This is a genomic window from Citrobacter sp. W9 (genome assembly GCF_026719375.1).
Classification (GTDB): Bacteria; Pseudomonadota; Gammaproteobacteria; order Enterobacterales; family Enterobacteriaceae; genus Citrobacter; species Citrobacter werkmanii.
Genome location: NZ_JAPPTE010000003.1, coordinates 86289 through 112117 on the forward strand (window position 1 = coordinate 86289; position 25829 = coordinate 112117).

At 53.3% G+C, this 25829-nt stretch carries 23 protein-coding genes and 1 pseudogene; 12 read left to right on the plus strand and 12 right to left on the minus strand.

From position 1 onward, the window contains the following. From OOJ59_RS06865 to OOJ59_RS06900, 8 genes are all read left to right on the plus strand, one after another. A complete protein-coding gene (locus OOJ59_RS06865) occupies positions 1-1137 on the plus strand; it encodes an HlyD family secretion protein (protein WP_038635278.1) in 1137 nt (378 codons plus the stop codon). Positions 1138-1233: 96 nt separating this feature from the next. Continuing rightward, on the plus strand, positions 1234-1842 hold the full coding sequence (locus OOJ59_RS06870; RefSeq protein WP_085049093.1) for a glutathione S-transferase: 609 nt from the start codon (positions 1234-1236) through the stop codon (positions 1840-1842). Between the two features lie 98 nt (positions 1843-1940). Then, on the plus strand, positions 1941-3332 hold the full coding sequence (selA, locus tag OOJ59_RS06875; RefSeq protein WP_159121622.1) for an L-seryl-tRNA(Sec) selenium transferase: 1392 nt from the start codon (positions 1941-1943) through the stop codon (positions 3330-3332). After that, positions 3329-5176, plus strand: coding sequence for a selenocysteine-specific translation elongation factor (selB, locus tag OOJ59_RS06880; RefSeq protein ID WP_085049091.1), 1848 nt, complete (start codon positions 3329-3331; stop codon positions 5174-5176). Before selA ends, selB begins: the two co-directional genes overlap by 4 nt. 185 nt (positions 5177-5361) lie before the next feature. Beyond that, positions 5362-6513: an L-threonine dehydrogenase gene (gene yiaY / locus OOJ59_RS06885; protein ID WP_038635267.1), complete on the plus strand. Its 1152-nt coding sequence runs from the start codon at positions 5362-5364 to the stop codon at positions 6511-6513. Between the two features lie 92 nt (positions 6514-6605). Then, positions 6606-8144: an aldehyde dehydrogenase AldB gene (gene aldB, locus OOJ59_RS06890; protein ID WP_038635264.1), complete on the plus strand. Its 1539-nt coding sequence runs from the start codon at positions 6606-6608 to the stop codon at positions 8142-8144. 333 nt (positions 8145-8477) lie between these two features. Next, positions 8478-8801 (plus strand): DUF3302 domain-containing protein, encoded by a 324-nt coding sequence (locus tag OOJ59_RS06895; RefSeq protein ID WP_042311625.1) that lies wholly within the window; start codon positions 8478-8480, stop codon positions 8799-8801. Between the two features lie 5 nt (positions 8802-8806). Continuing rightward, the gene (locus OOJ59_RS06900; protein ID WP_038635258.1) at positions 8807-9943 is read left to right on the plus strand and encodes an HlyD family secretion protein; all 1137 of its coding nucleotides are present in this window, start codon (positions 8807-8809) and stop codon (positions 9941-9943) included. Between the two features lie 16 nt (positions 9944-9959). On the opposite strand, the gene OOJ59_RS06905 is transcribed toward OOJ59_RS06900, so the two are convergent. After that, a complete protein-coding gene (locus OOJ59_RS06905; RefSeq protein WP_038635255.1) occupies positions 9960-10910 on the minus strand; it encodes a LysR family transcriptional regulator in 951 nt (316 codons plus the stop codon). Positions 10911-11031: 121 nt separating this feature from the next. Here OOJ59_RS06905 and OOJ59_RS06910 point away from each other — a divergent pair, with 121 nt between their 5' ends. Further along, complete coding sequence (locus tag OOJ59_RS06910; RefSeq protein WP_038635252.1) at positions 11032-11772, plus strand: MipA/OmpV family protein; 741 nt, start codon at positions 11032-11034, stop codon at positions 11770-11772. A gap of 87 nt (positions 11773-11859) precedes the next feature. On the opposite strand, the pseudogene OOJ59_RS28190 reads toward OOJ59_RS06910, so the two are convergent. The 9 genes and pseudogenes from OOJ59_RS28190 to yiaK all read right to left on the minus strand — a co-directional run. Continuing rightward, positions 11860-11946, minus strand: a pseudogene (locus OOJ59_RS28190) (hypothetical protein); the annotation flags it as partial. A gap of 5 nt (positions 11947-11951) precedes the next feature. Beyond that, a complete protein-coding gene (araD, locus tag OOJ59_RS06915; protein WP_160955365.1) occupies positions 11952-12647 on the minus strand; it encodes an L-ribulose-5-phosphate 4-epimerase in 696 nt (231 codons plus the stop codon). Then, complete coding sequence (locus tag OOJ59_RS06920; protein ID WP_085049087.1) at positions 12641-13501, minus strand: L-ribulose-5-phosphate 3-epimerase; 861 nt, start codon at positions 13499-13501, stop codon at positions 12641-12643. Before OOJ59_RS06920 ends, araD begins: the two co-directional genes overlap by 7 nt. Beyond that, positions 13494-14156 carry a 3-keto-L-gulonate-6-phosphate decarboxylase UlaD gene (ulaD, locus tag OOJ59_RS06925; RefSeq protein WP_069323730.1) on the minus strand — a complete coding sequence of 221 codons (663 nt, stop codon included), beginning with the start codon at positions 14154-14156 and terminating at the stop codon, positions 13494-13496. The genes OOJ59_RS06920 and ulaD overlap by 8 nt, the downstream gene beginning before the upstream one ends. Next, positions 14156-15658: an FGGY-family carbohydrate kinase gene (locus tag OOJ59_RS06930; protein WP_160955364.1), complete on the minus strand. Its 1503-nt coding sequence runs from the start codon at positions 15656-15658 to the stop codon at positions 14156-14158. Before OOJ59_RS06930 ends, ulaD begins: the two co-directional genes overlap by 1 nt. A gap of 100 nt (positions 15659-15758) precedes the next feature. Then, positions 15759-17078, minus strand: a complete 1320-nt coding sequence (locus OOJ59_RS06935) for an MFS transporter (protein ID WP_038635232.1) — start codon at positions 17076-17078, stop codon at positions 15759-15761. Positions 17079-17109: 31 nt separating this feature from the next. Then, a complete protein-coding gene (locus tag OOJ59_RS06940; protein WP_160955363.1) occupies positions 17110-18042 on the minus strand; it encodes a DUF4862 family protein in 933 nt (310 codons plus the stop codon). 13 nt (positions 18043-18055) lie between these two features. Continuing rightward, positions 18056-18520 (minus strand): YhcH/YjgK/YiaL family protein, encoded by a 465-nt coding sequence (locus OOJ59_RS06945; protein WP_160955362.1) that lies wholly within the window; start codon positions 18518-18520, stop codon positions 18056-18058. An 11-nt stretch (positions 18521-18531) separates the two neighbouring features. Next, positions 18532-19530, minus strand: coding sequence for a 3-dehydro-L-gulonate 2-dehydrogenase (yiaK, locus tag OOJ59_RS06950; RefSeq protein WP_160955361.1), 999 nt, complete (start codon positions 19528-19530; stop codon positions 18532-18534). Positions 19531-19747: 217 nt separating this feature from the next. Between yiaK and yiaJ the strand changes: the two genes are divergently transcribed. Continuing rightward, positions 19748-20563 (plus strand): IclR family transcriptional regulator YiaJ, encoded by an 816-nt coding sequence (gene yiaJ / locus OOJ59_RS06955; RefSeq protein ID WP_038642923.1) that lies wholly within the window; start codon positions 19748-19750, stop codon positions 20561-20563. Positions 20564-20680: 117 nt separating this feature from the next. Beyond that, complete coding sequence (locus tag OOJ59_RS06960) at positions 20681-21154, plus strand: 4Fe-4S dicluster domain-containing protein (RefSeq protein WP_160955360.1); 474 nt, start codon at positions 20681-20683, stop codon at positions 21152-21154. 34 nt (positions 21155-21188) lie between these two features. Here the strand turns inward: OOJ59_RS06960 and avtA are convergent, their stop codons facing one another. Together avtA and malS are read right to left on the minus strand one after the other, a co-directional pair. Further along, complete coding sequence (gene avtA / locus OOJ59_RS06965; protein WP_069323735.1) at positions 21189-22439, minus strand: valine--pyruvate transaminase; 1251 nt, start codon at positions 22437-22439, stop codon at positions 21189-21191. A 176-nt stretch (positions 22440-22615) separates the two neighbouring features. Then, positions 22616-24646: an alpha-amylase gene (gene malS, locus OOJ59_RS06970; RefSeq protein WP_087857198.1), complete on the minus strand. Its 2031-nt coding sequence runs from the start codon at positions 24644-24646 to the stop codon at positions 22616-22618. 316 nt (positions 24647-24962) lie between these two features. Between malS and OOJ59_RS06975 the strand changes: the two genes are divergently transcribed. Then, positions 24963-25787, plus strand: coding sequence for a protein bax (locus OOJ59_RS06975; protein WP_038635213.1), 825 nt, complete (start codon positions 24963-24965; stop codon positions 25785-25787). Positions 25788-25829 lie beyond the last annotated feature (42 nt).

A 25829-nucleotide genomic window follows, 5' to 3' on the forward strand; every position in this document is an offset into this window, starting at 1 on the left:
ATGGATTTGTTAATTGTCCTGACTTATGTGGCATTCGCCTGGGCCATCTTTAAAATATTCCGTATTCCGGTAAACCAGTGGACGCTTGCCACCGCAGCATTAGGTGGGGTGTTTATTGTGGCGGGACTCATCTTATTAATGAACTATAACCATCCGTATACCTTTACGGCGCAAAAAGCGGTTATTTCAATTCCCGTCACTCCACAGGTCACAGGAATTGTTAGTGAGGTAACAGATAAAAATAATCAGCTGATTAAAAAAGGCGAAGTGTTATTTAAACTTGATCCTGTGCGTTATCAGGCGCGAGTTGACCGGCTGCAGGCCGACCTGGTCACCGCGACCCACAACATCGACAATTTGAAAGCGCAACTGTCGGAAGCGGTCGCTAATACCACTCGCGTGTCTGCTGAACGTGACCGCCTGTATAAAGATTATCAGCGCTATTTGAAGGGTAGCCAGGCGAAGGTTAACCCGTTTTCCGAAAGTGATATCGACAATGCCCGCCAGAACTATCTGGCTCAGGATGCGCTGGTAAAAGGCTCAGTAGCGGAACAGACCCAGATTCAGAGCCAGTTAGACAGTATGGTCAACGGTGAGCAATCCCAGGTCGCCTCCCTGCGCGCCCAGCTCGCCGAAGCCAAATATAATCTTGAGCAGACCGTTGTGCGTGCGCCCAGCAACGGTTACGTGACGCAGGTGCTTATTCGCCCGGGGACTTACGCCGCCGCGTTGCCTCTGCGACCTGTGATGGTATTTATTCCTGAACAAAAACGGCAAATCGTGGCGCAATTCCGCCAGAATTCACTGCTGCGTCTTGAACCGGGCGATGAAGCCGAAGTGGTATTCAACGCGCTGCCAGGCCAGGTGTTTAGCGGCAAGCTGACCAGTATCCTTCCCGTTGTGCCGGGAGGTTCTTATCAGGCGCAGGGGGCATTACAATCCTTAACAGTAGTACCGGGTACCGATGGCGTAATGGCAACCATTGAACTGGATCCGAATGCCGAGGTAGATGCGCTGCCGGACGGTATCTATGCCCAGGTGGCGGTCTATTCCGACCATTTCGCTCATGTGTCGGTGATGCGTAAAGTGCTGCTGCGCATGACCAGCTGGATGCATTACCTTTATTTGGATCATTGAGACCGTCATCACCTGCCATTTGCGCTGACCTGAGCCATACTAAGCTGTGCCCCCCAATCGTTGGGCATAGCTTTTTGTTGGCAAAAAGGACCCGGCATGAAACTCATTGGCAGCTATACCAGCCCTTTTGTGCGTAAAATTTCTATTCTGTTACTGGAAAAGGGCATCACCTTCGAATTTGTAAATGAACTCCCCTACAACGCGGATAGCGGCGTGGCGCGCTATAACCCGTTAGGAAAAGTGCCCGCGCTGGTGACTGATGAAGGCGAGTATTGGTTTGATTCTCCAATCATCGCGGAATACATAGAGCTGCTGGAAATTGCGCCAGCTATGTTGCCGCGTGAACCGCTGGCGGCGCTGAAGGTGCGTCAGTTGGAAGCGCTGGCAGACGGCATTATGGATGCCGGTTTAGTCTCGGTACGAGAACAGGCTCGCCCCGCCGCACAGCAGTCAGAAACAGAGTTGTTACGCCAGCGGGAGAAAATCACCCGCAGTCTGGATGTGCTGGAAGGCTATCTGGCGGACGGTACGCTGAAAACGGATACGGTTAACCTGGCCACCATTGCGATTGCCTGCGCTGTCGGCTATCTCAATTTCCGTCGGGTCGCGCCCGGCTGGTGTGTGGACCGCCCGCGTCTGGTCAAACTGGTGGAAACGCTCTTTCAACGCGAAAGTTTTGCCCGTACGGAACCGCCAAAGGCTTGATACACGTTATGTCCGCCTGAGCAAAGTCACGATACAATCCTTCCTATATCGATAGCCCTCTCCGCGGTGGAGAGGGCCACCAACAGCCAGGCCCTTTCATGACAACCGACATGCGTTCACTCTACAGCCAGCTTCCTGCTATCGATCGTCTATTGCGCGATAGCGCTTTCTCCGCCTTACGTGAATCCCACGGTCATACCCGGGTAGTTGACCTGCTGCGTCACATGCTCGACGAAGCCAGAGAAGCCATTCGCGACGCCCACGCGCTCCCGGCATGGTGTGAGGACTGGGCGCAAGAAGCCAGAGCCCGGCTGGAACGTGAATCGCAAAGCGCGTTGCGCCCAGTGATTAATCTGACCGGAACGGTGCTGCATACTAACCTGGGTCGTGCGTCGCAGGCCGAGGAAGCCATCGATGCGGTGGTGCAGGCGATGCGCACGCCGGTGACGCTGGAATACAGCCTGGATGATGCCGGGCGCGGACATCGGGATCGGGCGCTGGCGGATTTACTCTGTCGCCTGACGGGGGCCGAAGACGCTTGTATCGTGAATAACAATGCGGCAGCGGTTCTGCTGATGCTGGCCGCCACGGCTAACGGCAAAGAGGTGGTCGTTTCGCGCGGTGAGCTGGTGGAAATTGGCGGCGCGTTTCGTATTCCTGATGTGATGTGTCAGGCCGGATGTACGCTACGCGAAGTGGGGACCACCAACCGGACCCACGCGAAGGATTACCGTCAGGCGGTGAATGAAAATACCGGCCTGCTGATGAAGGTGCATACCAGTAATTACAGCATTGAAGGCTTTACGAAGTCGGTGGATGAGGCAGAGTTGGCCGCCATTGGCCGGGAGCTGGATGTACCTGTGGTGGCGGATCTCGGCAGCGGTTCGCTGGTCGATCTCAGTCAGTATGGTTTGCCGCAGGAGCCAATGCCGCAGCAACTGATTGCCGCAGGCGTGAGTCTGGTGAGTTTCTCTGGCGATAAACTGCTGGGTGGGCCACAGGCCGGAATTATCGTCGGTAAAAAAGAGATGATCGCCCGCTTACAGAGCCATCCGCTGAAACGTGCGTTACGGGCAGATAAAATGACGCTGGCGGCGCTGGAAGCAACGCTGCGGCTCTATCTGCATCCGGAAGCGCTGGCGGCGAAGTTGCCGACGTTACGCCAGCTCACCCGCTCGCAAGAGGCGATCCACACGCAGGCCCAGCAATTACAGGCGCAGCTTGCCGATCGTTACTGCGACGAGTTTGCTTTGAATGTGATGCCTTGCCTGTCGCAGATTGGTAGCGGTTCGTTACCTGTTGACAGGTTACCCAGCGCGGCATTGACCTTTACCCCACATGACGGGCGCGGTAGTCGCCTCGACGCGCTGGCCGCCCGCTGGCGTGCGTTGCCCGTGCCGATCATTGGGCGAATTTATGATGGCCGCATGTGGCTGGATCTGCGCTGCCTTGAAGACGAGACCCGGTTTATGGAGATGATGCTGAAATGATTATTGCAACCGCCGGACACGTTGACCACGGAAAAACAACGTTATTACAGGCAATTACGGGTGTAAATGCCGACCGTCTGCCGGAGGAAAAAAAGCGTGGCATGACCATCGATCTCGGCTATGCCTACTGGCCGCAGCCGGATGGGCAGGTGCTGGGGTTTATTGATGTTCCCGGACATGAAAAGTTTTTGTCCAACATGCTGGCGGGTGTAGGCGGTATCGACCACGCGCTGCTGGTTGTCGCCTGTGATGATGGCGTGATGGCGCAAACGCGTGAACATTTGCAAATTCTGCAACTGACGGGCAATCCGCAAATCACCGTGGCGCTCACGAAAGCCGATCGCGTGGATGAGGACCGCATCAATACGGTGCGTGAAGAGGTTCACACCACGCTGGAAAACTATGGTTTTGCCGATGCGGCTCTGTTTGTGACTGCCGCCAGTGAAGGCCGTGGGATCGAAGAACTACGCGACCATTTATTGCAATTAACCTCGCGCGAGCATGCCCGCGATCACAGCTTCCGTCTGGCGATTGACCGTGCTTTTACGGTTAAAGGCGCAGGGCTGGTGGTGACCGGGACGGCGCTCAGCGGTGAAGTGAATGTCGGTGATACGCTGTGGCTGACGGGCGTCAACAAGCCAATGCGCGTACGTAGCTTGCATGCGCAAAATCAGGCTACTGAGCATGCTCATGCCGGGCAGCGTATTGCGCTGAATATTGCCGGCGATGCGCAAAAAGAAGCGCTAAATCGCGGCGACTGGCTGCTTTCAGATGTCCCGCCAGAGGCTTTTACCCGCGTGATTGTCTCTTTAGAGCATGCCGCGCCGCTGATGCAGTGGCAACCGCTACATATTCACCACGCGGCCAGCCATGTCACCGGGCGCATCTCATTGCTTGAAGGTACGCTGGCGGAACTGGTGTTTGATACACCGTTGTGGCTCGCCGATAACGACCGCCTGGTGCTGCGCGATATTTCTGCCCGCACGACGCTGGCTGGCGCACGCGTCGTCACGCTCAACCCACCGCGCCGCGGAAAGCGTAAACCGGAATATCTGCAGTGGTTGTCGGCGCTCGAAAATGCGCACACCGACGGCGACGCCCTGGCGCTGCATCTGTCGCGCGGGGCGGTGAATATTCCTGACTTCGCCTGGGCGCGTCAGCTCAATGGTAACGGTATGCGTCCGTTGATTGAGCAACATGGTTTTATTCAGGCGGGGTATAGCCTGTTGAATGCTCCCGTTGCCGCGCGTTGGCAGCGAAAAGTCCTCGATACGCTGGCGACCTATCACGAACAGCACCGTGATGAGCCAGGGCCAGGGCGCGAACGCCTGCGTCGTATGGCGTTGCCGATGGAAGATGAAGCGCTGGTATTGCTGCTGATTGAAAAGATGCGCGAGAGCGGCGCTATCCATAGCCATCACGGTTGGCTGCATTTGCCGGATCACAAGGCGGGTTTCAGCGATGAACAGCAGGCTATCTGGCAAAAAGCAGAACCGCTTTTTGGCGATGAGCCGTGGTGGGTGCGCGACCTGGCAAAACAGACCGGGACGGATGAGCAAATGATGCGCGTGGTATTACGACAAGCGGCGCAGCAAGGCATTATTACTGCGATCGTGAAAGATCGTTATTATCGTAACGATCGCATTGTGTCTTTCGCCAATATGATCCGCGAGCTGGACCAGGAGAAAGGATCGACCTGCGCCGCCGATTTTCGCGACAGGCTTAACGTGGGGCGTAAATTGGCTATCCAGATTCTGGAATATTTTGACCGCATTGGTTTTACGCGTCGTCGCGGGAATGATCATTTATTACGCGATGCATTACTGTTTCCTGAAAAACAATGAAACAATTAATTCAGAGATTAAATGAATTAATACAAAATATATATTGATTGCAATCAGCACATTAGATTATGAACCTAATGTGCTTTTTTATTTTGAATGTGATTAAAATAACAACCGCGATCATATTTTGCTGGAAAATGCACACGTATGCTTCCTGACTCTTTAGAGTAATTAAGGATCGTACAATGGCTGCTTCAACATTTTTTATTCCTTCTGTGAATATAATCGGCGCTGATTCATTAAAAGACGCGATGAATACCATGGCTGAATATGGTTTTCGCCGCACGCTGATTGTCACGGATGCCATGTTGACCAAATTAGGTATGGCTGGCGAGATTCAAAAAGCATTACAGGAACATGATATTTTCAGCGTAATTTACGATGGTACGCATCCTAACCCGACGACCAGTAACGTAGCTGCTGGCCTGAAAATGTTGAAAGAAAACGACTGTGATAGCGTTATTTCTCTCGGCGGCGGTTCGCCACACGATTGTGCGAAAGGCATTGCGCTGGTGGCCGCTAACGGTGGCTATATCGGCGATTACGAAGGCGTTGACCGCTCTGCAAAACCGCAGTTGCCGATGATTGCCATCAACACCACGGCGGGTACGGCATCTGAAATGACCCGTTTCTGCATCATTACCGATGAAGAACGCCATATCAAAATGGCGATTGTCGACAAGCACGTCACTCCGCTGCTGTCGGTCAATGACTCCTCGCTGATGGTCGGTATGCCGAAGTCTCTGACGGCGGCTACCGGTATGGATGCGCTGACCCACGCTATCGAAGCCTACGTTTCTATTGCTGCAACCCCGATTACCGATGCGTGTGCGCTGAAAGCGGTCACCATGATTGCGGAAAATCTGCCGGTTGCCGTTGAAGATGGCAGCAATGCTCAGGCACGTGAAGCCATGGCTTACGCGCAGTTCCTCGCAGGCATGGCATTTAACAACGCCTCTCTGGGTTACGTGCACGCCATGGCGCACCAGTTGGGTGGTTTCTACGATCTGCCACACGGTGTATGTAACGCCGTGCTGCTGCCGCATGTACAGGTTTTCAATAGCAAAGTGGCTGCCGCTCGTCTGCGTGATTGCGCGGCTGCGATGGGCGTTAACGTGGCTGGACTGAGTGAAGAGCAAGGGGCGGAAGCCTGTATCGCGGCGATCCGTGAACTGGCGCAGAAAGTGAATATTCCGGCCGGTCTGCGTGAGCTGAACGTGAAGGAAGAAGATTTTGCCGTTCTGGCGACCAATGCCCTGAAAGACGCCTGTGGTTTCACTAACCCGATTCAGGCGACTCATGACGAAATCATGGCGATTTATCGCGCTGCGATGTAATTCGTGATACCTGTCGTAAAGCAGTAAAAGGCTGGCGAATTATTCGCCAGCCCCGTCTACCCTTGTAGTACCCCTACAGCAAGGAGACGGTCATGACCAATAACCCCCCTTCAACGCGTATTTATCCCGGCGAGTATGGTTACCCTCTGAAGTTAAAGGCCCGATACGATAACTTTATCGGCGGTGACTGGGTCGCGCCGGTGGACGGCGAGTATTACCAAAACCTGACGCCGGTCACCGGGCAATTGCTGTGCGAAGTGGCCTCTTCCGGTAAGAAGGATATCGATCTGGCACTGGATGCCGCGCACAAAATAAAAGATAAATGGGCGCAGACATCCGTGCAGGACAGAGCGGCGATTCTGTTTAAAATCGCCGATCGTATGGAACAAAACCTGGAACTGCTGGCGACGGCAGAAACCTGGGATAACGGTAAACCCATCCGTGAAACCAGCGCGGCAGACGTGCCGCTGGCGATTGACCATTTCCGCTATTTCGCCTCCTGTATTCGTGCGCAGGAAGGGGGAATCAGCGAGGTTGATAGTGAGACCGTGGCTTATCATTTCCATGAGCCTCTTGGCGTGGTCGGGCAAATTATCCCGTGGAACTTCCCGCTGCTAATGGCCAGTTGGAAGATGGCGCCCGCACTGGCGGCGGGTAACTGCGTGGTGCTTAAACCTGCGCGCCTGACGCCGTTGTCCGTGCTGCTGCTGATGGAGGTCATTGGCGATCTGCTCCCGCCTGGTGTCGTGAACGTGGTAAACGGCGCGGGTGGGGAAATCGGTGAATATCTGGCGACGTCTAAACGTATTGCGAAAGTGGCGTTTACCGGCTCAACGGAAGTCGGCCAGCAGATCATGCAGTATGCTACGCAGAACATTATTCCCGTCACCCTGGAGCTGGGTGGGAAATCGCCCAATATCTTCTTCGCGGACGTGATGGATGAAGAAGATGCGTTCTTTGATAAGGCGCTGGAAGGCTTTGCGCTGTTTGCCTTCAACCAGGGCGAAGTGTGTACCTGTCCGAGCCGCGCGCTGGTACAGGAATCCATTTACGAACGCTTTATGGAAAGAGCCATTCGCCGGGTAGAGAGTATCCGTAGCGGCAACCCGTTAGACAGTGTGACGCAAATGGGTGCGCAGGTGTCGCATGGTCAACTGGAAACCATTCTGAATTACATCGATATTGGTAAGAAAGAAGGGGCGGATGTCCTGACCGGTGGACGGCGTAAGCAGTTGGATGGTGAGTTAAAAGAGGGTTACTACCTCGAACCGACCATTCTGTTTGGTAAGAACAACATGCGGGTTTTCCAGGAGGAGATCTTCGGCCCGGTGCTGGCTGTTACGACCTTTAAAACCATGGACGAAGCGCTGGAAATTGCCAATGACACCCAATATGGACTTGGCGCTGGCGTCTGGAGCCGTAACGGAAATCTCGCGTACAAGATGGGCCGCGGGATTCAGGCGGGGCGTGTCTGGACCAACTGCTACCATGCTTATCCGGCACATGCGGCGTTCGGCGGCTATAAGCAGTCGGGCATTGGGCGCGAGACACACAAAATGATGCTTGAGCACTATCAGCAAACCAAATGCCTGTTGGTGAGCTACTCTGATAAACCGCTGGGGCTGTTTTAATATCCCGTCACTTACCGCCCGGTCGCATTTAGCGTACCGGGCATCAAGTTATGTCCTGCAGTTCAAAGTATGACAAGGGTACCCTATGGATTTCGTGTTGCTTCGAGGCGGCAAGAGAGGGAATCCCCAGGAGCTTACTCCGGTAGATGACTGGGGTGAGTGAACGCAGCCAACAAAGAAGCAGCTCGAAAGACGACGGGTATATATAGAAACTCATATATCGTTATATAAATAACCCCATTGCACCCAATCTGGTCATTCCACTACTATTATCAACTCTATTTTTTAAATAAATAGCAGCCAAGTTCTTTAATTTAAATCCCTGAGGCAAATATGTTCCTTGATTATTTTGCATTAGGAGTGCTTATTTTTGTATTCCTGGTCATTTTTTACGGGATTATTATTCTGCATGATATTCCCTATCTTATTGCAAAGAAACGTAACCATCCTCATGCCGATGCAATACATGTTGCGGGCTGGGTTAGCTTGTTTACCTTACATGTTATTTGGCCCTTTTTATGGATCTGGGCAACGCTTTATCGCCCGGAGCGCGGGTGGGGTATGCAGAGCGCGGATTCTTCCCTGATCCAGCTTCAGGCGCGGGTTGCCGACCTGGAAAAGAAACTGGGTGAGGTTAAGACCTCTCCGGCGGAGTAATATCGATGGATTTACTGATTGTTCTGACCTATGTGGCATGCGCATGGTCGATATTTAAAATTTTTAAAATTCCTGTAAATAAATGGACGGTACCCACTGCAGCATTGGGTGGTATTTTCATTGTTTGCGGGCTTATATTACTGATGAATTATAACCATCCGTATACCTTTAAGGCGCAAAAAGCGGTAATTTCTATTCCCGTCGTGCCGCAGGTCACGGGGGTTGTAACGGAAGTGACGGATAAGAAGAATACGCTGATCAAAAAAGGCGAAGTTCTGTTTAAACTTAATCCTGGACGTTATCAGGCGCGGGTTGATCGCCTGAAAGCCGATATTGTCACCGCTCAGCATAAAGAGCAGGCGCTGGTTGCGCAGCTAGACGAAATGAAAGCCAACACGCAACAGGCAAAGGCCACGCGTGACAAGCTGGCAAAAGATTACCAGCGCTATGCGCAGGGGAGTCAGGCGAAGGTCAACCCTTTTTCTGAACGCGATATCGATGCGGCGCGCCAAAACTATCTGGCGCAGGAAGCATCGGTGAAATCGTCTATTGCGGAGCAACAGCAAATCCAGAGCCAGTTAGACAGCCTGGTACTGGGTGAAAATTCGCAAATTGCCAGCCTGAAGGCACAACTCGCCGAAGCGGAGTTTAACCTTGACCAGACCGTGGTTCGTGCGCCCAGCGATGGTTACGTTACGCAGGTGTTGATGCGCCCCGGAACCTATGCCGCCGCGCTGCCTATGCGTCCGGTGATGGTGTTTATCCCGGAACAGAAACGGCAAATTATCGCCCAGTTCCGTCAAAACTCACTGCTGCGACTGGAGCCAGGCGATGAAGCGGAAGTGGTGTTTAACGCCCTGCCGGGGAAGGTATTTAGCGGCAAACTGGCGGCTATCAGCCCGGCTGTACCGGGTGGTACATACCAGTCGAACGGGGCGTTGCAATCCTTAAACTCTACGCCCGGTTCAGAAGGGGTGATCGCCACGATTGAGCTGAACGACAATGCGGACGTGAGCGCGTTACCTGATGGGATTTACGCCCAGGTCGCCGTTTACTCTGATCACTTCGAACATGTGTCAATCATGCGCAAAGTCTTGTTGCGGATGACCAGCTGGGTGCATTACCTGTATCTCGACCACTAGGTGCAGGCTATTTAGCTTACTCAGACAGCTGTAGCGTCTGAGTAAGCTGCTGACGTATCTCCGCTAACATTGCGTCGAGAATAAACTGTACACGCCAGGGCTGGTATTCACGCTTGCGGAAAATCGCCACTAAATCCAGCCACCATTCGTGCTGTTCGGAGAAACAGGGAACCAACAATCCGGACTGAACGTCTTTTTGTATACTCGCATAAGGCGCAAAAACAATGCCCAGATGATTACGCGCCAGCGCCAGCGCGGATTGCGTATTGTCACAGACGTAGTTTCCGGTCACCCGATAATCATGCATTTCCTTGCCGCCGGCGGAGCTGAAGCGCCAGATATTGGCATCATCAATCATCATGGAGTCGATTAAAATACAGGAATGATTTTCCAGCTCATCAGGGCTGTTAATGGGATGCTGTTTGATATATTCAGGGCTGGCAAACGCCATCACTGCATATTTGGTAATAAAGCTGGCGACCAGTGATTCATCTTTGGGATGCGCATAGGTAATTAAAACGTCACAATCATCCGGGAAATCTACACCTTCATAAAATGCTTTCCGTTCAAGATTGCAGGTTTTCAGCGAGAGAGTAATACCACCGATATCCTGAATTTTTGCAATAACATGTTGCGATAAGTAAGCAATAATTCCGGTTGGTGCATATACCGTTACCTTGCCACGTTTTTCATGCTTATAATCAGCGATGAAACTATTTAGCTGATCGTTTCTGTCCAGCATGTCATTGATGTAAGGCAGCAGCGCTACACCAAAGGGCGTCAGGGTCAACTGGCGGGTGGTGCGATCAAAGACCTTTAGCCCAACTTTTGATTCAAAATCAGCAAGGTACTTGCTGACATTAGCCTGTGCGATGCCGAGAACCGTAGCGGCATGACTGATGTTTTCACTGGCAGCAATTACCGAAATAATCTTCAGTTCCCGGTGTTTGAGTTGTAATTTGTTCATCGCCAAACCCAATATATATATGTTTGTATATATTACTATATAAATATGGAAGTTGCATCGATGAAATTGTAAGCATTATTATGCACCCGCTTTGTGGCTTATTTTAAAATGGAATGTTGGCATGTTAATTAAACGCAATATTGTGGCGCTGTTCGCCTTTTCTTTTATGGCGAGTGCAACTGCCGCAGAGTTTTCTATTGGCGGTGGCGCTGTATATAATGAATCTCCCTATCGTGGATATAATGATAATGTTCATGCAGTACCGCTTATCAGTTATGAAAGTGAATCATTTTATTTTAGGCAAACAACGTTAGGCTATATTCTTTCAAAAAGTGAAAGTAATGAATTTAGCATTACTGCTTCTTACATGCCGCTTGAGTTTGATCCCGGTGATAACGACGATCATGCGATGAAGCAACTGGACAAGCGTGATGCAACCGCGATGGCGGGTGCCGCATGGTATCACCATGAAAAATGGGGCAGCGTGAAGGTCTCTGCCGCAGCGGATGTGCTGGATAACAGCAATGGCTGGGTGGCGGAAATGTCTATGTTCCGCCAAATGCCAATGGGCAAGCTGACGCTGACGCCGGCGATTGGCGTGCTCTACTATGACGAAAACTTCAACGAATATTACTACGGCATCTCTGGCAATGAATCCCGCCGTAGTGGGTTATCAAGCTACTCCCCTGGGGACAGCTGGACACCGTATGTTGGCCTGTCCGCTAAATACGCGTTGACCAGCAACCTGACGCTGCTGGCCAGCGCCAACTATAGCGTGCTGCCGGATGACATTAAAAATAGCCCGATGGTTGATCGCGATGACAGCTTTACCTTGATGTCCGGTCTGACCTGGCGTTTCTGATTCTCACCCGTTTGTCCTCAGGGAGGAGGGCAATCTTTTCATGATGCCTTGACGGATGGGGCTAACTGCCGCCATCCATCGTCATCATTACTGCTCGTTTATCCAGATTCGCATTTCGCCTTCACCACGGTTTGCCCAGCTAAACCACGGAATGAACGTCAGCGTATGCGCCTGACATGCTACTGTCCGTAATAGGCATTCGCGCCGTGTTTACGCAGATAGTGTTTATCCAGCAACTCAGGCTGCATATCCGGTAACTGTGGGGCCAACTGGCGTGAGAACAGTCCCATATAGGCGCACTCCTCTAGTACCACGGCGTTATGCACAGCATCCGCGGCGTTTTTACCCCAGGCGAACGGGCCGTGTGAATGCACCAGTACCGCCGGAACCTGCATCGGGTTCAGGTCCCGTTGCTCAAACGTTTTAATGATGACTTCGCCGGTCTGGTATTCATATTCACCGTTGATCTCTTCCACGGTCATCAGTCGGGTGCATGGGATAGTGCCGTAAAAGTAATCGGCATGCGTGGTACCCCATGCCGGGAGATCAAGACCTGCTTGCGACCAGATTGTCGCGTGGCGTGAGTGCGTGTGCACAATGCCGCCGATCTCAGGGTAACGGCGATACAGCGCCAGATGGGTTGGCGTGTCAGACGAGGGTTTTTTACTGCCTTCAACCACGTTGCCGCTGGCGATATCCACCACCACCATATCGTCGGCGGTCATCACGTCATATTCCACGCCGGATGGCTTGATAACCATCAGTTTGCGTGTTTCATCCACTGCGCTGACGTTACCCCAGGTAAAGGTGACTAAACCATGTGCCGGCAGCGCCATATTCGCTGCCAACACCTCGGCTTTCAGTTGTTCTAACATGGGAAACCTCCTTCCTGCATACGGTCTTCTATCCAGCGTCGGGCCTGGATAATTTCCAGCACCGGTTCTTTTGCTTTTTCCGTCCACATTTCAATCAGAAACGATCCGCGATAGTTCAGCTCATGCAGCGTTTTGAAGATGCCCACAAAGTCCACGCATCCTTCGCCAAAGGGTACATCGCGAAACTGGCCCGGATGAGTTTCGGTTACCGGCAGCGTGTCCTTCAGATGGATAGCGGCGATACGGTCGATGCCCAACGTCAATTCAGCTTTGACGTCGTTACCCCAGGCGCTGAGGTTGCCCACGTCCGGGTAGACGGTGAACCACGGCGATGAGAGCATTTCATCCCACTTTTTCCACTTGCTGATCGAGTTCATAAATGCGGTATCCATGATTTCTACCGCCAGCATCACCTGCGCGGCGGCGGCTTGCTCAACTGCCCATGCCAGCCCCTCGGCAAAGCGCTGCTGTGTACCTTCGTCATGTTCTTCGTAATAGACGTCGTAACCGGCCAGTTGAATGGTACGAATACCTAAATCCCGGGCCAGGCGGATGGCTTTGGTCATGATGTCGCTTGCCCGGGCGCGGACGGCTTCATCGCGACTGCCAAAGGGAAAGCGGCGGTGGGCTGACAGGCACATGGAGGGAATGGCCACGCCGGTTTCCAGCATCGCGCTCACCAGCGATGCACGCTGGGCAGGAGTCCAGTCAAGGCGAGACAGACGTTCATCGGTTTCATCTACCGACATTTCAACGAAATCAAAACCGCAGCTTTTCGCCAGCACCAGCCGTTCCGGCCAGGTGAGGTCTTTCGCCAGCGCTTTTTCATAGATACCTAACGGATGGTTACGCATACTGTGCTCCCCAGATGGCGTCGATTTGCGCATGGAATTCGGCGGCCACCTGCGCCGGGTTTTGTGCTCCCGCCAGCGCGCGTCCGGCGATAAAGGCTTTGACGTTGATGTCGCGAAACAGCGGCAGGTCGGCGGGCGTAATACCACCGGTAATCGACAGCTCCAGACCAATATCGGAAAGCGCCTTCATCCGCGCCAGATCTACTTCCCCCCACTGTTGACCGCTGGCCTGCGCATCGCGTCCACGGTGATAAATCGCCTGGCGAACCCCGACGCGATACCAGTCGCGGGCATCATCCAGGGTCCAGTTGCCGAACAGTTCCATCTGAATTTCACCGCCGCAGGACTGTGCGACGCTATGACCTTTTTCTACGGTAGCGAGGGGCGCGGCGCAGATGATGGTCATCCAGTTGGCGCCTGCGCCAAACGCTTGCTGGGCGAGGGTTTCACCTGCGTCGGCCACCTTCCAGTCGGCGACGATAATTTTATTTGGGCACTGAGCGCGTAGCGCTTTCACCGCGCCCAGACCTTCGGTTAAACAGAGAATCGTGCCGGCCTCAACGATATCGACACTTTCCTGTAACAGAGCGACATCGCGTTGGGCCGCTTGCAGATTCGTGTGGTCAAGCGCCAGTTGCAGTAATGGTCGACTCATTATTCGTGCTCCTTAATACGGGCGTGATAGCCCTGCAGTGCGGTAATTAAATTCTGGTATTGGCGGTATTTGCGCTGATAGTTCGCATGCGCCGCGGCGTCCGGCAACAGGGTGCGTACCGGATGCTGTAAGCTGCGCTGGGCATCGTTGAAATTGTGATAAACACCGGTGCCGACGCGGGCAGCGAGCGCTGCGCCAAAGCAGCCGGTCTCTTCAACCTGCGGCAGTTCGATACGTAAACCGCTGACGTCCGCCAGCATTTGCATCCAGACGTTGGAGTGCGCCGGACCACCGGTAACGCGCAGGGTATGCGCCTGCGTAAAACGTTCGCGCATGCGGTTGAGATGGGTCATATGGCTGAAAACCACGCCTTCGTAGATGGCTTGCAATAAGTGGGCGCGAGTGTGTAAAGCCTGCATGCCATAAAAACCGCTGGTCATCTCCAGCCCGGCGTTACTGCCATACAAAAAAGGCAGGAACAAAAGATTGCTACTGGCTTTCGGCAAGCTGGCAACGGCCTGGTTGACCTCATCAAAAGAGAGTTCGCCCCATTGGGCGGTAAACCACTCCAGATTGCCGGAAGAGGTCGGGCTGGCTTCGTGAACGATGTACTGCCCGTCATTGACATAGCGGCCATAGACGTAAGGATGCGCTTCGTGGTCGCGCAGGCCGTGAGCGATCCCGCTGGTGACAGCCCAGGTCCCCATCACCGCGTTGAGGGTGTGTTCATCTTCGATCCCGGCGCAGAGTGCGGTGGAAACCACATCAAACAGACCGCCGACGACGGGTGTACCCGCCGCCAGACCGGTTATGGCAGCCGTTTGAGCGGTGATTTCCCCGCATATTTCTGCTGAACCGACAATGGGCGGTAGCGCATTGTCGACTTCACTGATGCCCAGCCACTGGGTCAGACGCGGGTCGTACTGACCTGTCGTCATGTTGTAGAGATTTGACTCGGAGATGTTGCTCTCTTCGCAGCCTTTCACGCCGGTTAAACACCAGCGCAGGTAGTCATGGCCCATCATGACGCAGCCGATTTGCGCGTAGCGTTGCGGTTCATTTTCTTTCACCCAGCGCAGGAGGGATGCGGGATGTCCGGTCCACAATGTCTGGCGGGTGATCGGGTAAAGCTGTGCGGGGATCCCATCCTGCTGCCAGCGCTGAACGATGTCCATCGCCCGTCGGTCGGAAGAGAGAATGGCATTGCCCAGCGGCTCATCCTGTTTATCAAGAAGGAACAGTCCCTTGCCCTGAGCGGAGATACCGACGCCTTTGATTTGTTCACCGGATACGCCGGTGCGTTTCAACAGCCCGGCAATGGTGGCGATACACTGTTGCCACAGTTGGCGCATATCGCGTTCGGCGTAACCCGGTAATGGCGATACGGTCTGCAACGATTGACGGTTAATTCCATGCTCATGACCTTTGGCATCATACAAACCGGCTTTCAGATACGTACCGCCACAATCGATCCCCAGCCAAAAGGTCTCTCTATCACTCATCTTTGTTATCTCATTTTTGCCGGATGGCGCTGTGCGTATCCGGCCTTGGGTATTTATTGGTTTTGTAGGCCCGGTAAGCGCAGCGCCCCCGGGCATTGTTTCAGGCTGTGCGTTTATGTGGATTCAGTGTCTTTAGCGGAGCTGCGCCAGCATCACATTTCGCCGGCAGCAGCAGCGCCATCAGCGCGGCCAGAGCCAGTGAGACGGCCAGGCAGTAAACGCCAGCATCTTTGCTGTACAGGGTGATAAGTACGCCGACCGCGTAAGGACCGCAGAAACCGCCAAGGTTCCCCAACGCATTGATGACCCCACGTGCGCCACCGGCCATTTCCGCGCTGAACAAACGTGCCGGAATAGTCCAGAACACCCCCGCGGCTGATTGCAGGAAGAATCCGCAGCCAACCAGCGCGGCATAAGCCAGCCAGACGTTATTTTTCAGCGCTACAGAGAGGAACATGCACAGGGCAAAGCCAATCAGCGGCAGGCAGACGAACAGCTTGCGTTTACCAGTCCGGTCAGAGAGGGAAGAGAACAGGAACATCCCGGCAATCGCGCCGACGTACGGCAGAATAGCGAGCATGCCAACTTGCCCCATGCTGCTGTGGGTCAACTCTTTGAGGATGGTCGGCAGCCACAGGGTGTAACCATAAATCCCGGTCTGATAGAAGAAGTTCAGGGCGATAAGCTGCCACATGGTTTTGTCGGACAACACCGCGCCCAGAGAGGCATTTTTGACCTCTGTTCCAGCAATCGCTTTTTGCTCGGCGGCCAGGGTTTCTACCAGGTAATTTTTCTCCGCCTCAGAGATCCAGCGCGCTTCCTGCGGACGGTCGTAAACGGTATAGGCCCACAGCACCAGAACGACGACGGAGAGTAAACCTTCAATGATGAACAGCCAGCGCCAGTCGAGAACGGTGATTATCCAGCCCGAGAGCGGGGCGGTAATGATCCCGGCAATAGGCACAAACATAATCACAATCGCATTGGCGCGACCGCGTTCGGCGTCGGGGAACCAGTTACTGATCATCGTCAGCACCACCGGCAGCATGCCGCCTTCGGCCACGCCGAGTAAGAAACGCAAAACCAGCAGTTGATACTGATTAGTGATCAATCCCGTCAGAACGGAAATAACCGCCCAGGCAACCAGCGACCAGCCGATAAATTTCTTGCCGCTGCCGTGTACGGCAATTTTTCCGCCGGGAACCTGTAAAAACAGATAACCGATGAAGAAAATTCCCCCGGCCAGACCGGCCATGGTGGCGGAAATACCTAATTCCTCATCCATACCGCCGGGCATCGCAAATGCGATATTAACGCGGTCCATATAAGAGATAATACAAGCGATCAGAATCGGGGGAATAATCCGCAGCCAGCGCTGACGGGGTATATCTTTGAGTGTAGGGCGAGAGGTCATGTTCATATTAATATTCTCGTAGAGTAGTATGTTATTTTTATAGTTTTGCTTTGTTTAATGCAGCGATGCCGTCGCGTAATATCGCTACGCGATGGTTCACATCTGCATTGGCATTTATTTCCAGCAATTTAATACCGGCAAATTGCAATAGATCGGTTCCTGCACAGGTGAATAATTCGCGGGCATGATCGGCGGTCATCAGGCTCTGCGGGCAGAAAGGAGCAAACGGCGCGTGCAGGTCCTGCCACTCGCCGTATTCTCCTGTAATCGTCGTGCCGGAGAACATCAGCGCGCCCAGTTTCCCGGCCCGTTGGACCTGTTGCGTGTGGGCCAGCGGTAGGGCGAGGTCCTGTCCTTCAATCGCCGATCGCGCCCAGTTAATACACACGCTGATATCGTAACCGGCGATCGCGTCCAGTACGTTTTCTAACGGCAAAAATCCTTTGCGTGGCGCGGGGCCAGTCATAGCATCGCAATGTTCCAGCACCAGATCGCAGGACCAGTCCCAACGGGTAATTTCCTGGAGCGAACGGGCAAACGCGTCGGTGGCCTGAGCGACATTGGGGTTGCTTGCCAGCGGAGCGGCATGCAGTTCAAGGGCGATTATTTTCCCGGCGCTGGCCGCATTAATACGGTTGATTTTCTGGTGCAGATGGCGGTAATACGTCACACAGGCCTGACGCTGCTCTTCGTCGCTGGAGGCCAGCCCAAAACCGCTATTGATGCCGCGACGGCGCATGGTCTCCATAATCGCTGTGACCACGATTTGCCACTCGCCTGGCGTATGGCGCAATAACCACTCGTCACCTAACGGATGCAGATGCTCAAGGCAGGGCTGCTCCAGTCCGCGAATATCCGGGGTATCGGAGAGTTGACGCCAGAATTCCTTCTCTTCCTCTTCACTCTTTTGGTGAAATGAGGGTGCACAAGGGTACGCACCGATAATATAACCGGTAGTGTTAGCTTTCATTTTTGTGCTCCTTTTATAAAACTGAAATAGCAACCTTCACGACTATTTTGCGGATCGGCGTGGCGACAGTTTTATGACATGCGGGGCGATGAACATCCTGCGGGAAAAATATGGCGTAACTTCCCGGAATCATTTCAATAAAAGATTCATGTTCGCTGGTGTGATAAAAAATAATATCGCGCTGTGCTAATAACGATTCGCTGATTTCGTTATTTCCGGTATCAATGGCGATACCGATTTTTTCTTCACCCCAGGCTAAAAACTGAATATCCAGATAGCGACGATGTACTTCAGGGCGATTTTCGGCAGCGTCACGCGTGGTTAAATCGATAATCTGCGCGAAGATATTTTTACCCTCGATCTCCACCACGCCCGGCTCAAGTTTGCGGAAATCCGTGGTGCGCAGGAAGTCGAGCGCTCTTTCAATCGCCTCGGGCAAACGACACGGATTAGGCTGTGAGATATGTCCAAAGATCATGGGGTTGCTCCTTACAGCGTCTGAATTTTTGCCCAGACGCTGTCATCAACGGTGATGCCGTTACGGCGATTTTCTTCCAGTAGCTTTGTAAACTCGTGGCCAGGCAGACGAACAGGCGTGTTTTCATCAGCGCGTTCGGCGGTGGTGATGAAATCCATAATCCGCTGGAGTTTCGCATCGCGCGTGGCGCCATCGATCAACTTATCCACTTCAATGGCGATGAAAATCTGCGAAACGCCATATTCGTCGCTGTTATCCTGAGTGACCTCCGCAACAGAAGAGCCGTCAGAAAGCAGGGTGGCGATCATATCCAGCACAATCGACAGACCTGAACCTTTCCAGTAACCCATTGGCAGAATGCGACGATTTTTTTCGATAACGCCAGGCTCTTTGGTGAGATTACCTTCATCGTCAAAGCCACCGTCTACCGGCAGTTCGCGACCGGCCAGGCGATTCACTTCCAGCATGCCGTAGGAGAACATCGACATCGACATATCAACCATGGTGATTGGCGTGGAGGGGATCGCGACAATCAGCGGGTTAGTACCAATGCGGCACTCCTTCGAACCCCACGGCGGCATGACGGCAATTGAGTTGGTCCAGCAGATACCAATGTACCCTTTCTCCGCGGCCTGCCAGCCATAGCTGCCGCCACGCATCCAGTGGTTGGCGTTACGCAGCGCCACCAGACCAATACCGTGATCGGAGGCCAATTCAATGGCTCGGTCCATCATCTTTTTCGCCGTCAGGTTGCCGATCGAACGCCGGGCATCCCATTGCTCAATCGCCCCCAGGCTGGTGATGCGCTGTGGTTTGGCTTCAGGAATGATGTCGCCGTTATCCAGTTGCTGAATGAAGCGGGGAAAACGGTTGACGCCATGCGAATAGACGCCGGATTCGGTGGTGCGCGCGAACATTTCTGCACAGGCATCGGCGGTTTCAACGGCGATACCGCGTGCCAGCAGTACCCGATTGAACGCATCTTTTAACTGTTCAAAGGTGACTTTCATTCCTGTTTCCTTGTTTAAATTTGATCGCTTTTTTATCTCTAAATTTCACTATGCGAAATCTGATTTCAAATATAGCGATCAAAATTTAACAGATCAACGGGGTGGCCTGTTTTTTAAAATCTGCAAAATCAAACAGTTGTGTTTTTTCGGTTCAGATCGTGAACTGAAACACACTTTGCGCTACCATCAGAGCGCGACGAAAAGGGGAGCGGAAAAAATGGGCACAAAAGAGAGTGAAATGACGCAAGACAAAGAGAGGCCAGCCGGAAGTCAGAGCCTGTTCCGTGGTTTGATGTTGATTGAGATCCTGAGCAACTATCCGAATGGGTGCCCGCTGGCCCACCTGTCTGAACTGGCGGGGCTGAACAAAAGTACCGTGCATCGACTCTTGCAAGGATTGCAATCCTGCGGCTATGTCACACCCGCACCCGCTGCGGGCAGCTATCGGCTGACCACTAAATTTATCGCCGTTGGGCAGAAGGCGCTGTCGTCACTGAATATCATCCATGTCGCCGCGCCGCACCTTGAAGCGCTGAATATTGCCACCGGCGAAACCATCAACTTCTCCAGCCGTGAAGATGACCACGCTATTTTGATCTATAAGCTCGAGCCGACGACGGGCATGCTGCGTACCCGCGCCTATATCGGCCAGCATATGCCGCTGTACTGCTCCGCGATGGGCAAAATCTATATGGCGTTTGGACATGCGGATTACGTGGCGTCCTACTGGGAGAGTCATCAGGATCTGATTCAGCCGCTGACCCGCAATACCATCACTGGTTTACCGGCGATGTACGATGAACTGGCGCAAATCCGCGAAAGCAGTATGGCGATGGATCGGGAAGAGAACGAGTTGGGGGTTTCCTGTATTGCCGTACCGGTGTTTGATATTCACGGTCGGGTGCCATATTCGGTGTCGATTTCACTTTCTACCTCGCGTCTGAAGCAGGTAGGGGAAAAGAATTTACTCAAGCCGCTACGCGAAACGGCTCAGGCAATTTCCAATGAGCTGGGCTTTACCGTTCGCGATTAGGCGCATGCCCGGCGTCGTTCAGTCACCTGACAAAATTTAACCGTTTCCCCTGTCCGATCAAGGCAGCAGGGAGTCTCTCTCTGGCAATCTGTGGTTTTCACTCTGACGGAGGGGGCAATGAACGAGTTTATTATGGCGGATGCGGCAAAATGTATTGGGTGTCGTACCTGCGAAGTTGCCTGCGTTGTCGCACATCAGGAAAATCAGGATTGCGCATCGGTCTCCTCTGAGGCGTTTATCCCGCGGATTCGGGTGATTAAAGACGACGCCTTTACGACGGCAGTTGCCTGTCATCAGTGCGAAGATGCTCCCTGCGCTAACGTGTGCCCAACCCACGCAATTCGTCGTGAACATGGACATATCTTCGTTGAACAGGCGCAGTGTATTGGCTGTAAAAGCTGCATGATCGCGTGTCCGTTTGGGGCGATGAACATTGTCGCACGAATGTCACGGGCGCAGGCGATAAAATGTGATTTGTGCTGGCATCGCGAGACGGGACCCGCATGTGTAGAAGCCTGCCCGACCAGTGCCTTGCAGTGTATTGATGCTGTCAGTATGCAGCGACAGCGTCTGCGTTCGCTGCCGCTGTGAAGCGACCCGACCCGCGCTCGGGTCGGGATTTGCGTTAGCCTTCCAGCCAGGCGCGCTCGATCTCTTCCGCCAGAATCTTCACGCCAGCCTCGATTTTCTCGGGCTCCGGAACGTAATTCATGCGCATGCACTGATGGGTATGCGGCCAGGGTTTATCCAGCCCCGGGAAGAAGTAGTCACCGGGAACCATCAGTACGCCGCGCGCTTTCAGGCGCTGATACAGCAGCTCGGTGGTGATCGGCAAATCTTTAAACCATAACCACAGGAAAATCGCCCCTTCTGGTTTGTGAATGAGGCAGCGATCTTCAGGTAAATAGCGGCGAATGATCGCAATTGTCTGCTGAACGCGCTGGTAATAAAACGGTTTGATCACCGTCTCAGAAAGGCGCAGAAGATCATTACGTTTAATCATTTCGCACATCATCGCCGGTCCCATTCCGCCGGGCGCAAGGCTGATAATGCCATTCATATTGGTGATGGCGGTGATGATCTTTTCATTGGCGATAATGATGCCGCAGCGGGAGCCTGGCAGACCCAGCTTAGAAAGGCTCATGCACAGCACAATGTTTGGGTTCCACAGCGGCCGGGCTTCGCTAAAAATGATGCCTGGGAACGGTACGCCATACGCGTTATCGATCACCAACGGGATACCGTGCTGGTTGGCCAGCCGATCCAGCTTCATCAGTTCTTCGTCGGTGATCACGTTGCCTGTCGGGTTAGTCGGGCGCGACACGCAGATCATCCCCGTTTCTTCACCGATGTGCAGATGTTCAAAATCAACGTGATACTTAAACTGGCCTTCTGGTAACAGCTCGATGTTTGGGCGTGCAGAGACAAAGAGTTCTTCTTCCAGCCCGGCATCGGCATAGCCAATATATTCCGGTGCTAACGGGAACAACACTTTCTGGGTTGTTCCGTCGGCGCGGCGTCCGGCGAAGAGATTGAATAAGTAGAAAAATGCGCTCTGACTGCCATTTGTCAGTGCAATATTTTGTGGCTCGATATCCCAACCCTGCTTCTCACGTAGCAGTTTCGCCAGCTCGGCCAGTAGCTCGGTTTTACCTTGTGGACCGTCATAATTGCAAAGCGCATCAGCGGCTTTGCCGTTTTCCAGCATATCTGCCAGCAGAGACTGAAAGTAATTTTTCATCTCTGGAATTTGCGCCGGATTACCGCCGCCGAGCATGATGGCGCCTGGTGTGCGTAAGCCATCGTTGAGGTCCTCCATCAGGCGTGTGATGCCTGAATGGCGGGTAAATTTGTCGCCAAAAAGTGAGAATGTCATAGCAGGTGGTCTGTCGAACTGAGTAGTAAAGTGGCTAACCATAGCGCTACCTATGGCGGGGTGCAAATCAGGGGCATCAGGCTGGATTGATGTTTTGTGCTGCAAATTTTTGTCGAGCTGGTGTTTTATCGTGAATTTGGCTTCTCGCATCAGCGAGTACGAGAAGCCCGTCAGGATCAGGGCTGACCGGCCCACACCACCATAACTTTATCGTTGCCATGTTCACGGACGAATCCGTACCCCTGCTTCAATGTCAGTGTGGTTTGTTTACCGGCGCCAATGGCGGGATGTCTGGCCCTGAACTGGCTGATACGTTGCCAGTGCGCGACGCTGGCGGCAGATTTCCCGGTCACGTCCTGCCAGTTCATCTCTGAGCGCGTACCCTGTAAGGGATCGGACCCCGTGGGGCCGAAAGGCCGGGCCGACTCGTCACCGTAAAACAGTTGTACTGCCCCAGGCGCCAGCAGCAATAGCTCGGCGGCTTTGTCTCCACCCTCGCGAAACAGCCGGGTATCATGGGAGGAGAGATAGCTCAGGACATTGAAATCCTGCAGTTTTTCCGCCATCTGTTGCCAGGTGAGATCCATATTTGCCAGACAATCAACGGCTTTCGCCGCCTGCTCCTGATAGTCGAAATTGATCATCGCGTCGAAACCGTGACGATAATAGTCGCTTTGCATGACGCCGTGACCCCAGGCTTCACCGGTCATCCAGAAGGGGTTATCATCCAGGGCTTTGTCCGGGTGGGCTTTCTTCCATTCGACCAGCGCCGCGCTGGCCTGTGTTTTGAGCTGCTGCCAGGCGGGAAGCTCGACGTGTTTGGCGGTATCGACCCGAAAGCCGTCAATTCCGTAATCGCGCACCCACTGACTGAGCCAGTGGGTCAGATAATCGCGGGGCGTGTAGCCGGCGATCGCTTTGGCGTGAGTATCCGGTTTGTGCTGATAAAAATTAGGCAGGCCGGAAGGCGTGGTGGATTCGGTTTTCAGATCGGGCAGGAAAGCCAGCGACATGGTCAGGTCGTCAAAACCAGGGTTGTCGTAATCGCCAATATCGGTGCGGATCCAGTTTTTGCCCCACCATTTTTCCCAACCGGCTTTATCGCTGAAGTTGATGTAATCATTAAAGCTATGCCAGCTCTGCCCGGCAGCTGGCTTCCAGTCCGTCCAGCGTTCGCCGAGCGTGTTTTTCAGCTCATCGCCTGATAAGTACAGCGCCCCAAACTGATATTCCTGCATATCCGCCAGCGTGGCGTAGCCAGTATGGTTCATCACGACATCAAACAGGACACGGATGCCGCGCTGGTGAGCGCCGTCAACCAGCGCGCGCAGATCGTTTTCGTTGCCCATATTGGCGTCGAGCGTGGTCCAGTCCTGAGTGTAGTAGCCATGGTAGGCGTAGTGGGGGAAATCGCCTTTGGTGCCACCGCCGACCCAGCCGTGGATTTGCTCAAACGGCGCGCTGATCCATAACGCATTGACGCCCAGTTGTTGCAGATAGTCGAGTTTGCTGGCAAGACCGCGTAAATCGCCGCCGTGGAAGGTGCCAATTTCCTGCATACCGTCGTTGCGCCGACCGTAGCTGTGGTCGTTGCCCGGATCGCCATTCACAAAGCGGTCCGTCAGGACGAAATACACCGTCGCGTTATGCCAGTCGAAAGCGGCGGGGGCGTCGGTTTCCGCTCGTTCCAGCAGCAACAACCCGTTACTGGTTGCGGCGGGCTGCAGGGTAATCGACCCGTTTTTTACCGTCGCCGTTTGGTTGCTGTAGTAGTCGCGCACCACGGCGCCTTCCGGGAAGGTCTGACTGACGTCCAGCGTTAATGGCGAACCATCCCATTTCGGACACTGGCGAATTTGGCTACTGACGGGGTCTGCGGCGCTTTTGACTGAGAGCATCAGCGTTGGCGTGCCGGAGCGGGTATCGACTTCAAGCGTGTAATCGCCGTCCTTGAATAAACGCCACTGCGGCGGCGCGCCTTCACAAGGTTTAAGCGACAGCATCTGGTTGAGTTTTATCGCGTCAGCTGGCTGCCAGCACTGTTGGTCAAAATTCAGAATTAAAGGACGAGTACCCTTCGTCAACGCTGCATGGCTGACGAATTTACCCGTACCTTCCGCTTCGAAGGCGGGAAGTCCCTGAGAAGTCCATGTTGAGGCGATGGCAATGCCGGGCATTAGCGCCAGCGCAACGGCGGCAAGTTTCATAATGCTGTCCTTGATGCTGCGATTTTAGCCAGTTTGCCAGTGAAATCAGGCCGGAAACTCCTCCTTTGAGGTGATTCCGCCAGGAGGAGAAGTGAGGGTGAGCTAATGCGCGCAAAAAATGAACTAATTTTGCGATAACCCCCACATTTTCATCAAATTAATGGCAGCCCGAATCGTTAACGCGTGACATAGTTTCAGAATTGGACTATTCCTTTGGGTGCTCTTGACCGTTATTTTTGATATGATTTGAGATTCATCTCTCATTTTTTTGAAAAATATAAGGTGTTGGAATGTATAAATCCGACCAGGAGACCTAATGATATTGACTCCCATTCGACGATATGGGGCAATGATTCTTATGTTACTCACCGTTGCATTTTCGGGTGAGGCGCTGGCAAAGACACACACGGCGACAACGAGTCACAAGCCCCAGGTAATCAAGGCAAGTAATAAACAGGTTAGCAGTAAACAAGAGTATTCTCGCAATAGTGCAAAGAGTAGTTCACTTCCTGATTTGCGAAAATACCCTTCCGGAACACCAAGGAAAAAAGCGTTTCTCCGGACGGTTATGCCTTATATTACCAGTCAAAATGCTGCCATTACGGCGGATCGTAACTGGCTGATTTCAAAACAGTACCAGAATCGCTGGTCACCTACAGAGCGTACGCGGATGAAAGACATCGCTAAGCGCTATAAGGTGAGCTGGTCTGGCAACACGCGTAAAATTCCGTGGAACACGCTGCTTGAGCGTGTAGACATTATCCCGACCAGTATGGTGGCAACCATGGCTGCGGCTGAAAGCGGCTGGGGGACGTCGAAGCTGGCGCGGAGCAACAACAACCTGTTTGGCATGAAATGTGGCAAAGGGCGTTGTAATAATGCCCCTGGTAAGGTGAAAGGCTACTCACAGTTTGAATCAGTGAAAGAGTCAGTCAATGCCTATGTCATTAACCTGAATACGCACCCAGCTTACTCTTCTTTCCGGAAGTCACGTGCGCAACTGCGTAAAGCCGATCAGGAAGTCACCGCTACTGCGATGATCCATAAGCTGAAGGGTTATTCCACTAAGGGACAGAGCTACAACAACTATCTGTTCGCAATGTATCAGGATAACCAGCGCTTAATTGCCGCGCATATGTAACGTGTGCTAATCCGGTCTACAAGTCATCTCGTAGGCCGGATC

What these genes read in the sequence shown, in the direction of transcription:
- OOJ59_RS06865 (WP_038635278.1), top strand. Translation starts at nt 1, where the DNA reads ATGGATTTGTTAATTGTCCTGACTTATGTGGCATTCGCCTGGGCCATC.
- OOJ59_RS06870 (WP_085049093.1), top strand. Translation starts at nt 1,234, where the DNA reads ATGAAACTCATTGGCAGCTATACCAGCCCTTTTGTGCGTAAAATTTCT.
- selA (WP_159121622.1), top strand. Translation starts at nt 1,941, where the DNA reads ATGACAACCGACATGCGTTCACTCTACAGCCAGCTTCCTGCTATCGAT.
- selB (WP_085049091.1), top strand. Translation starts at nt 3,329, where the DNA reads ATGATTATTGCAACCGCCGGACACGTTGACCACGGAAAAACAACGTTA.
- yiaY (WP_038635267.1), top strand. Translation starts at nt 5,362, where the DNA reads ATGGCTGCTTCAACATTTTTTATTCCTTCTGTGAATATAATCGGCGCT.
- aldB (WP_038635264.1), top strand. Translation starts at nt 6,606, where the DNA reads ATGACCAATAACCCCCCTTCAACGCGTATTTATCCCGGCGAGTATGGT.
- OOJ59_RS06895 (WP_042311625.1), top strand. Translation starts at nt 8,478, where the DNA reads ATGTTCCTTGATTATTTTGCATTAGGAGTGCTTATTTTTGTATTCCTG.
- OOJ59_RS06900 (WP_038635258.1), top strand. Translation starts at nt 8,807, where the DNA reads ATGGATTTACTGATTGTTCTGACCTATGTGGCATGCGCATGGTCGATA.
- OOJ59_RS06905 (WP_038635255.1), bottom strand. Translation starts at nt 10,910, where the DNA reads ATGAACAAATTACAACTCAAACACCGGGAACTGAAGATTATTTCGGTA.
- OOJ59_RS06910 (WP_038635252.1), top strand. Translation starts at nt 11,032, where the DNA reads ATGTTAATTAAACGCAATATTGTGGCGCTGTTCGCCTTTTCTTTTATG.
- araD (WP_160955365.1), bottom strand. Translation starts at nt 12,647, where the DNA reads ATGTTAGAACAACTGAAAGCCGAGGTGTTGGCAGCGAATATGGCGCTG.
- OOJ59_RS06920 (WP_085049087.1), bottom strand. Translation starts at nt 13,501, where the DNA reads ATGCGTAACCATCCGTTAGGTATCTATGAAAAAGCGCTGGCGAAAGAC.
- ulaD (WP_069323730.1), bottom strand. Translation starts at nt 14,156, where the DNA reads ATGAGTCGACCATTACTGCAACTGGCGCTTGACCACACGAATCTGCAA.
- OOJ59_RS06930 (WP_160955364.1), bottom strand. Translation starts at nt 15,658, where the DNA reads ATGAGTGATAGAGAGACCTTTTGGCTGGGGATCGATTGTGGCGGTACG.
- OOJ59_RS06935 (WP_038635232.1), bottom strand. Translation starts at nt 17,078, where the DNA reads ATGAACATGACCTCTCGCCCTACACTCAAAGATATACCCCGTCAGCGC.
- OOJ59_RS06940 (WP_160955363.1), bottom strand. Translation starts at nt 18,042, where the DNA reads ATGAAAGCTAACACTACCGGTTATATTATCGGTGCGTACCCTTGTGCA.
- OOJ59_RS06945 (WP_160955362.1), bottom strand. Translation starts at nt 18,520, where the DNA reads ATGATCTTTGGACATATCTCACAGCCTAATCCGTGTCGTTTGCCCGAG.
- yiaK (WP_160955361.1), bottom strand. Translation starts at nt 19,530, where the DNA reads ATGAAAGTCACCTTTGAACAGTTAAAAGATGCGTTCAATCGGGTACTG.
- yiaJ (WP_038642923.1), top strand. Translation starts at nt 19,748, where the DNA reads ATGGGCACAAAAGAGAGTGAAATGACGCAAGACAAAGAGAGGCCAGCC.
- OOJ59_RS06960 (WP_160955360.1), top strand. Translation starts at nt 20,681, where the DNA reads ATGAACGAGTTTATTATGGCGGATGCGGCAAAATGTATTGGGTGTCGT.
- avtA (WP_069323735.1), bottom strand. Translation starts at nt 22,439, where the DNA reads ATGACATTCTCACTTTTTGGCGACAAATTTACCCGCCATTCAGGCATC.
- malS (WP_087857198.1), bottom strand. Translation starts at nt 24,646, where the DNA reads ATGAAACTTGCCGCCGTTGCGCTGGCGCTAATGCCCGGCATTGCCATC.
- OOJ59_RS06975 (WP_038635213.1), top strand. Translation starts at nt 24,963, where the DNA reads ATGATATTGACTCCCATTCGACGATATGGGGCAATGATTCTTATGTTA.